This window comes from Streptomyces sp. NPDC034085 (genome assembly GCF_055575555.1).
On sequence record NZ_JBVISL010000009.1, the window covers coordinates 325,493 to 332,778 of the forward strand.

Consider the following 7,286-nt stretch of genomic DNA (forward strand, 5'->3'; position numbering starts at 1 on the left):
CGAACCGAAAGGTGACCCGATGCCCTCCCCGTTGCCGTTCCCACCCTCGTCGGACGCCCCCGGCCCCGATGTCCGTCCGCTGCTGATCCTGATCAGCCCCATGGACCAGGAGACCCGCGGCCACCTGCTGGAATCCGTGGCGCACGAGCACCGGATCTGGCTGTTCTCCGACCGGGAGCCCGGCTGGGAGGCCCCGTTCATCACCGGGCACACCCTCGTCGACACCCTGGACGCCGAGGGCATGACCCGCCACGCCGGTCCCGTCGGCGCGGACGCGATCCTGTGCTGGGACGAGACGCGCATCCTGCCGGCTGCCCGGGTGGCCCGAGCCCTCGGTCTGCCCGGGCTCACCCCGGAGGCGGTACTGACCTGTCGCGACAAGCACCTGACCCGTCTCGCGGTGGCCGCGGCCGGCGGCCCCCAGGCCCGCTCCACCGCCGTGTCCACGCTGGACGAGGCGTACGCGGCGGCCGCTCGGACGGGCTACCCCGTCGTGGTCAAGCCACGCGCGCTGGTCGGCAGCACGGGCACCCGCATGGCCCGCACGCCCGAGGAACTCGCCGCGATCTTCCCCGGCATCCGCGGGACCACCATGGTTGAGGTACGCGAGCGCTTCGAGCAGCCCGTCCTCGTGGAGGAGTACCTCGACGGCCCCGAGATCAGCGTCGACGCCCTGATCTGGGACGGTGAGGTCACCCCGCTCTTCGTGGCCCGCAAGGAGCTGAGCCCGCCCCCCAACTTCGAAGAGGTGGGCCATGGCGTCGACGCCGCCGACCCGCTGCTCGCCGACCCCGAACTGCTGAGGGTACTGACCACCGTGCACGCCGCCGTCGGCATCACCCGCGGCTGGACGCACTCGGAATGGCGCCTCACCGCCCGCGGCCCGGCCCTGGTCGAGGTCAACGCGCGCAGCGGCGGCGACTTCATCTCCTACCTCGGCCTGCTGGCCACCGGATGGAACGCCGGCCTCGCCGCCGCCTCCCTGGCCCTGGGCAAGCACCCCGAACAGGGCGCCGCCCGGCACGGCGCAGCCGCCGTCCGCTTCCTCTACCCCGAGGTGGAGACCGTCGTGGGCCGGGTCACCATCGACCGGGACCGGCTCCCCGCCGCCATCGAGATCGCCCGGGTCGTCGCCCGGCCCGGTCACATCCTGGAACTCCCGCCCGCCTCGCACACCGGCCGCTACGCCATGCTGGTGGCCGCCGCCGACACGGCGAACGCCTGCCGGGCGGCCCTGGACGCGGCCGAGGACGCCGTACGCCTCGAAGCGGCTGCCCCGGTCACCGCAGCGCGATGAGCGTGGACGAGGGCACGCGGAACGCCGCCGGGATGGAAGCGGTGGGCATCGCGCGCACCTGGCGCGAAGCCCCCCTGCCCGTCAAGGCGGTGATCGCCGGGATCATGGTGAACCGCCTGGGCGGCTTCCTCCAAGTGTTCCTGGTGCTCTACATGGTGGCGGGCGGCTTCCCCGTGGTGCGGGCGGGCTTCGCCCTCGCCGCACACGGCGCCGGCGCGGTCGCCGGGATCCTCCTGGGCGGCTGGCTCGTCGCCCGGATCGGCGTCCGGGCCTCGATCGTCTCCTCGATGACCGTCAACGCCGTCCTCACCGCGGCCCTGCTGTATGCCCACTCCTACCCGGTACTGCTGCTGCTCGCCGCGGGCACCGGCGCGGCGAGCCAGGTCTACCGGCCCGCCTCCGCGGAGCTGGTCAGCCGCCTGACCAGCGAGCAGCGCCGCGTGATGGTCTTCGCCATGTACCGGCTCGCCACCAACGTCGGCACCACCGCCGCCCCGCTGATCGGGGCGCTGCTCGTCGCCCACTCGTACGCCCTGCTCTTCTGGGCGGAGGCGGCAGCGGCCCTGGGCGTCGCCGTGCTCGGGCAGCGGCTGCTCCCGCGCGACCGGCCCCCGCGCGGTACGGCCGCCCCGTCGGCGCGGCCGCGGGGGACCGGCCCCACCGGCTACCGGGCCGTGCTGCGCGACCGGGGTTTCGTCCTGTTCCTGCTGGCCATCTTGGGCTTCTCCGCCGTCTACACCCAGTACCTGTCGACGCTGCCGCTCGCCGTGCGCGCCCACGGCTTCGACGTCTTCGTCTACGGCGTGCTCGTCGCGGTCAACGGGGCCATCGTCATCCTCTGCGAGCTGCTGGTCACCCGGCAGGTGCAGCGCTGGCCCGCCCGGGTGACGAGCATTGCCGGGATTCTGGCCGTCGGCGCGGGCCTGACGGTCTACGCCCTGCCGCTGGGCCTCGCCGGACTGGTGCTTGCCACCGTGGTGTGGTCCGTCGGCGAGATCATCGGCTCCCCGACGATGACCGCCTACCCCGCGCTGGCCGCGGCTCCGGAGGATCGCAGCCAGTACCTCGGCGCCTCGCAGGCGATGTTCGGCGTCGGCTCCGCCGTGGGTCCCGCCGCCGGGGTCGCCGCGTGGGCCTTGATGGGCGACGCCGTCTGGCTGCTGTGCGGGGCCGTCGCGGTGCTCGCGGCGCTCGCCGCCCACTTCGGGATGCCGGCCTCACCGCGCCGTACGTCCCCTTCGCACAAGGAGAGTTGAGAGAACGTGTCACCGGTTCCCCGCAGAAGCGTACTCACGGCGGCCTCAGGAACGGCTCTGACCGGAGCGCTGCTCCTCGACGGATTCGCCGCCCCGCCCGCCCGGGCCGAGGCGCCGTCGCCCGATCCCGTACCGCCGGCCCCGGCCGCCGCGGAAGCCGGCGAGCAGGTGTCCCTGCGCTTCACGGACGCCACCAACGGCGCCGCCACCGCGACCGCCGGCGGGGATCGGATCGTCGCCGAGGTGCAGGGCGTCCTGTGGGCGGTGCCCCGGGACGGCTCTGCCGCCACCGCGCTCACCCCGCCGGATCTGGAGCCGAACCGGCCGGTCTTCTCGCCCGACGGCCGCCAGGTCGCCATGAGCGCCTACCGGGACGGGGCCTTCCACATCTGGCTGATGCGGGCGGACGGTTCCGGTCTGCGCAGGCTCACCGACGGCGCCTGGGACGACCGCGCGCCCGCCTGGTCGCCGGACGGCCGCACCCTCGCCTTCTGCTCCGAGCGCGGCGGTGACCCCGTCGCCGGCACCCCGTACCGCATCTGGACGGTGTCCGTGCGCGACGGCGCCCTGACACAGATAACCGGCCGCCCCGGCCAAGACGGGCCCGGACAGGACCGCCCGTGGGAGGACTTCGACCCGGCCTGGTCCGCCGACGGCTCCCGGCTGCTGTTCGTCCGCGCGGGCTGGATCGCGCCCGCGCTGACGGCCCGTACGCTCGTGTCCGCCGCGGCCGACGGGAGCGCGGCGCGCGTCGAGCACACCACCGCCGAGGGCAACCTGCTGACGCCCGCCGTCTCCCCAGCGGGGCGCACCGCGTGGCTGCGGAGCACGCCCGGGCCGCCGAAGACCGAGGCGATGGCCCTGTTCGTGGACGGCCGGCAGGTGGCGCTGGACGCCGAACTCGCGCCCGCCCCGCCTCGCTGGATCGACGACGAGCAACTGCTGCTGACCGTCGGCGGCCGCTTTCGGGTGATCCGCCCGCACCGCGACGACCGGGGGCGCGAGATCGCCCTCGACGCCACCCTCCGGGTCCGCCGGCCCCGCTACACGGTCAAGGAGTACGCGCTGGAGGCCGAGTCCTCCCGCCCGGTGCGCGGCATCCACCAGCCGAGCCTGTCCCCGGACGGGCTCGGCATCGCCTTCGCCGCGCTGAACGCGCTGTGGGTGGTGGGCGTCTCCGGCGGCTCCCCGCGCAAGATCCTGCAGAGCCCTCCCACCGCCTACGTCCAGGGCCCGGTGTGGTCCCCCGACGGCTGCGCGCTGATCTGGACCGACGACCGGGACGGGCTGGGTGCGGTGCGCCGCCGCGAGCTCGACGGGGGAGCGGAGAGCGTCGTCGCCCCCGGCGGCCGCGTCCACGGGGTGCCCTCGCCGGACGGGACCCGGCTGGCCTGCCTGGATATGGCGGGCAACCTGCTGGTGCGGGAGCTGTCAACCGGCGCCGAGCGGGTGCTGGCCGCCCCGCTGGGCGGCGGCGGGCTCCCGGGCCGGCCGAGCTGGTCACCCGACGGCCGCTACCTCGCCCTCTGCGACCGCAACCGGCTCAACTTCCGCTTCCGTGAGGGCCACAACCTCATCCGTGTCGTCGACACGCACACCGGCGCGGCCCGCCTGTACGGCCTGGCCCCGCACGTGTCCCTGTCCGACCGGTACGCCTCGGGGCCCGTATGGTCACCGGACGGACGGGCGCTGGCCTGCGTCAGCGAGTCCGCGCTGTGGCTGCTTCCGGTGGGCCCCGACGGCGCCCCGGCGGGCGAGGCCCGCCTCCTGACGGAGGAACCGGCCGACCACCCGTCCTGGTCGGGGGACTCCCGGACGCTGCTCTACCAGTCCAGCGGCCGGCTGCGGCTGCTCGGCGTCGACGCCGCGGGTGCGCCCGCCGGAGCCCCGCGCACCGTGCCGGTGTCGCTGACCTACCGCCGTCCCACCCCCGTCGACACGGTCGTGCACGCCGGACTGTTGTGGGACGGCACCGGATCCGCGCCGCGCGCCGACGTGGACGTCCTCATCAGCGGCGGCCGGATCACCGCCGTCGAACCGCACCGTCCGGGTCGCGCCGCCGTCTGTACCGTGGACGCCTCCGCGCGTACGGTCCTGCCCGGCCTGTGGGACTCGCACGTGCACCCCTGGCAGTACACCTACGGCGCCCGCCAGGGCGCCCTCCAGCTCGCGTACGGCATCACCACGGCCGTCTCCCTCGGCGGCTTCGCCTACGAACAGGCGCGGCTGCGCGAGGACATTGCCGCGGGTTTACTGGCAGCGCCCCGGCTGCTGGCCACGGGGGAACTGCTCGACGGCTCGCGCGTGGGCTACAGCATGGGCCGCGCGCACCGCACCGACGAGGGCTTCGCCCGCTCCCTGGCCCGCGCGGACGCGCTGGACTGGGATTTCGTCAAGACGTACGTGCGCGCCCCCTACCGGCAGATGGCCGCGGCCGCCCGCCACGCGCACGAGCGGCTGGGCGTGCTGAGCGGTACGCACCTGTGCGCCGCCGGGATCCAGTCCGGGATGGACCTCACCACGCACCTGCTGTCGACCGACCGCGCCGAGTACGGGCACGGAGCGAGCGCCGAGGGCCACACCCACCAGGACACCCTGGAGATCTACAACCGAGGCCGCTTCGACCTAATCGCCACCCCGTTCACCGCGATGGCGCTGATCGGCGCGCACCCGGAGGTGGCGCAGGACCCGCGGGTGACGGCGATGATGCCGCCCTGGGACGTCTCCGTCGTCCAGGGGCTGGCGTCCCGGCCGCCGACGGACGGTGAACTGGCCGTACTGGAACGCGAGGTCGAGGCCTACCGACGGGTGGCGCGCGGCGGCGGCAGGCTGGTACTGGGCACCGACGCGCCACTGTCCCCGGTCGGACTGCACCTGCACATGGCCATGCGCGCCCTGCACCGGTACGGGCTCTCGCCGGCCGAGGTGCTGACCACGGCCACCCTGACGCCCGCCCGGGTCTTCGGGGCGGACCGGCACCTGGGCACGGTGGAGCGGGGGAAGCTGGCGGACCTCACGCTGGTCGACGGCGACCCCTTCGAGGACTTCGCCTCCCTCATCCGTACGGCCGGTGTCGTGCGGGGCGGGGTCCTACACGAACGGGCCGCGCTGGAAGGGGCCTTTGGCGGTCCGCGGACGGGCCGGATGGCCGCCCTGGCGGCGCCTGCGGGCGGCTGGGCGGCGGTCACCGAGCAAATGGTCAAAGACGGCTGCTGCGAGGACCACCGCATCAAATGATGGCGCCCATGCCGAGCAACAGCCCCCAGTCCCTGACCGAGATCCGCTCCCTGATCGACGCGCTCGACGGAGAGCTGGTCGACCTCCTCGCCCAGCGCCAACGGCTGGTGCGGGCGGCGGCGGGCTTCAAGGCCGACGAACGGGCCGTACGCGCCCCCGACCGGGCGGAGCGGGTGATCGCGGCGGCCCGGGCCAGGGCCGAGACCGCGGCCCTGGTCACCGTCCTCGTACAGGGCCAGGCCGCCGCAGTGTCCGGGGCCGGCCGGTGACGGCCGAAGCCGCCCTGGGCACCCACCGCCTCCGCGCCGCCGCCACGGCGGCGCGGAGGCGGTGCGAGGGCGGGACCGGCTGGATCGACACCGCCCCGAACTACGGCGCCGGCACCGTCCATACGCAGCTCCGCCCGGTGCTCGACGACTTCCCCGCGGTGCGGGTGGCGACGAAGACCGGCTTCTACGCATGCGCCCAGGGCCGGGCGGCCGTCGAGGCCGGGGTGCTCCGCCCCGGGCAGGCCGATGGCCGGCATAGCCTCGCCCCGGACTTCATCGACTGGCAGACCCGCCGCTCCGCCGCCGCACTCGGCCACGCCGACATCGTCTTCGTCCACAACCCCGAGAGAGTCGGTCACGGCGACCGTGAGCGCCTGCACGCGGGCCTCCGGGCCGCCTTCGAGGTCCTCGAAGGCCTCGCCGGGTCGGGCGTGATCGGCGGGTACGGGGTCGCGACCTGGTCCGGGTTCACCGACGACGCCTTCACCGTGCCGGAACTCCTCGCCCTCGCCCGCGAAGCGGGCGGCCCCGGCCACCATCTGACCGCAGTGCAGCAGCCGGTCAGTCTCGTCATGGCCCAGCCCATCAGCCGCGCACTCGACGGGCGAGGCCCGTTGGTCCAGGCCCGCTCGGCCGGACTGCTGGCCTTCGGCTCCGCTCTATGCACGGCGGGGAACTCCTGGACCTGATCACGCCCGAACTGGTTGAGTTGATCCGGCCCGGCGCCCACCCGGCGGCGGCCTGCCTGCTCGCCGCCGGCTCCTGCCCGAGCCTGGACGTCCTGCTGGTCTCGGCCAGCACACCGGAGCACTGGGACACCGCCGTATCGGCCCTGGACGACCCGCTGACCGACACGGAACTCAGGAAGGTGCTCGATGTACTCGCCCCCCGATGACACCACCCAACAGCGGATGCAGGCCGCGCACGGCGAAGCGGCCAACCGCCTCGCCGTCACGACCGGACCTCCGTACGCATGGGGCTGGAACGGCCGCACCATCAGCTCCCGCGCGGGCATCGACCACTGGCTCCGCGTCGAAGCCACCCCCGACCGGGCCAGCACGCGCTTACCCCACGAGGGCATCCCCGGCGCGGAACACATCCCGGACGCCGTACCGCGCCCGCGCGTGCACGTCACCGTCCGCTGGACCAAGGACGGCTGGACCTACGACGCCGACCTCCTCACCCACATCGCCCAGCCGGTGATCTCCCCGGCCACCCCTGAACTCC

At 74.6% G+C, this 7,286-nt stretch carries 6 protein-coding genes and 1 pseudogene; all 7 read left to right on the forward strand.

Annotated elements, in window-relative coordinates:
• Positions 1-19 precede the first annotated feature (19 nt).
• Positions 20-1,297 (forward strand): ATP-grasp domain-containing protein, encoded by a 1,278-nt coding sequence (locus ACZ501_RS28115; RefSeq protein WP_468799199.1) that lies wholly within the window; start codon positions 20-22, stop codon positions 1,295-1,297.
• Complete coding sequence (locus ACZ501_RS28120; RefSeq protein ID WP_468799201.1) at positions 1,294-2,553, forward strand: MFS transporter; 1,260 nt, start codon at positions 1,294-1,296, stop codon at positions 2,551-2,553. Before ACZ501_RS28115 ends, ACZ501_RS28120 begins: the two co-directional genes overlap by 4 nt.
• 6 nt (positions 2,554-2,559) lie before the next feature.
• Positions 2,560-5,790, forward strand: coding sequence for an amidohydrolase family protein (locus ACZ501_RS28125; RefSeq protein ID WP_468799203.1), 3,231 nt, complete (start codon positions 2,560-2,562; stop codon positions 5,788-5,790).
• Between the two features lie 8 nt (positions 5,791-5,798).
• Positions 5,799-6,059 carry a chorismate mutase gene (locus ACZ501_RS28130; RefSeq protein WP_468799205.1) on the forward strand — a complete coding sequence of 87 codons (261 nt, stop codon included), beginning with the start codon at positions 5,799-5,801 and terminating at the stop codon, positions 6,057-6,059.
• Positions 6,056-6,748 carry an aldo/keto reductase gene (locus ACZ501_RS28135; protein ID WP_468799207.1) on the forward strand — a complete coding sequence of 231 codons (693 nt, stop codon included), beginning with the start codon at positions 6,056-6,058 and terminating at the stop codon, positions 6,746-6,748. Before ACZ501_RS28130 ends, ACZ501_RS28135 begins: the two co-directional genes overlap by 4 nt.
• Positions 6,721-6,954 carry a hypothetical protein gene (locus tag ACZ501_RS28140; protein WP_468799209.1) on the forward strand — a complete coding sequence of 78 codons (234 nt, stop codon included), beginning with the start codon at positions 6,721-6,723 and terminating at the stop codon, positions 6,952-6,954. The genes ACZ501_RS28135 and ACZ501_RS28140 overlap by 28 nt, the downstream gene beginning before the upstream one ends.
• A pseudogene (locus ACZ501_RS28145) lies at positions 6,935-7,286 on the forward strand (hypothetical protein); the annotation flags it as partial. The gene ACZ501_RS28140 and the pseudogene ACZ501_RS28145, both read left to right, overlap by 20 nt.

Coding starts and splice junctions, on each gene's coding strand:
- ACZ501_RS28115 (WP_468799199.1), top strand. CDS start 20: ATGCCCTCCCCGTTGCCGTTCCCACCCTCGTCGGACGCCCCCGGCCCC.
- ACZ501_RS28120 (WP_468799201.1), top strand. CDS start 1,294: ATGAGCGTGGACGAGGGCACGCGGAACGCCGCCGGGATGGAAGCGGTG.
- ACZ501_RS28130 (WP_468799205.1), top strand. CDS start 5,799: ATGCCGAGCAACAGCCCCCAGTCCCTGACCGAGATCCGCTCCCTGATC.
- ACZ501_RS28140 (WP_468799209.1), top strand. CDS start 6,721: ATGCACGGCGGGGAACTCCTGGACCTGATCACGCCCGAACTGGTTGAG.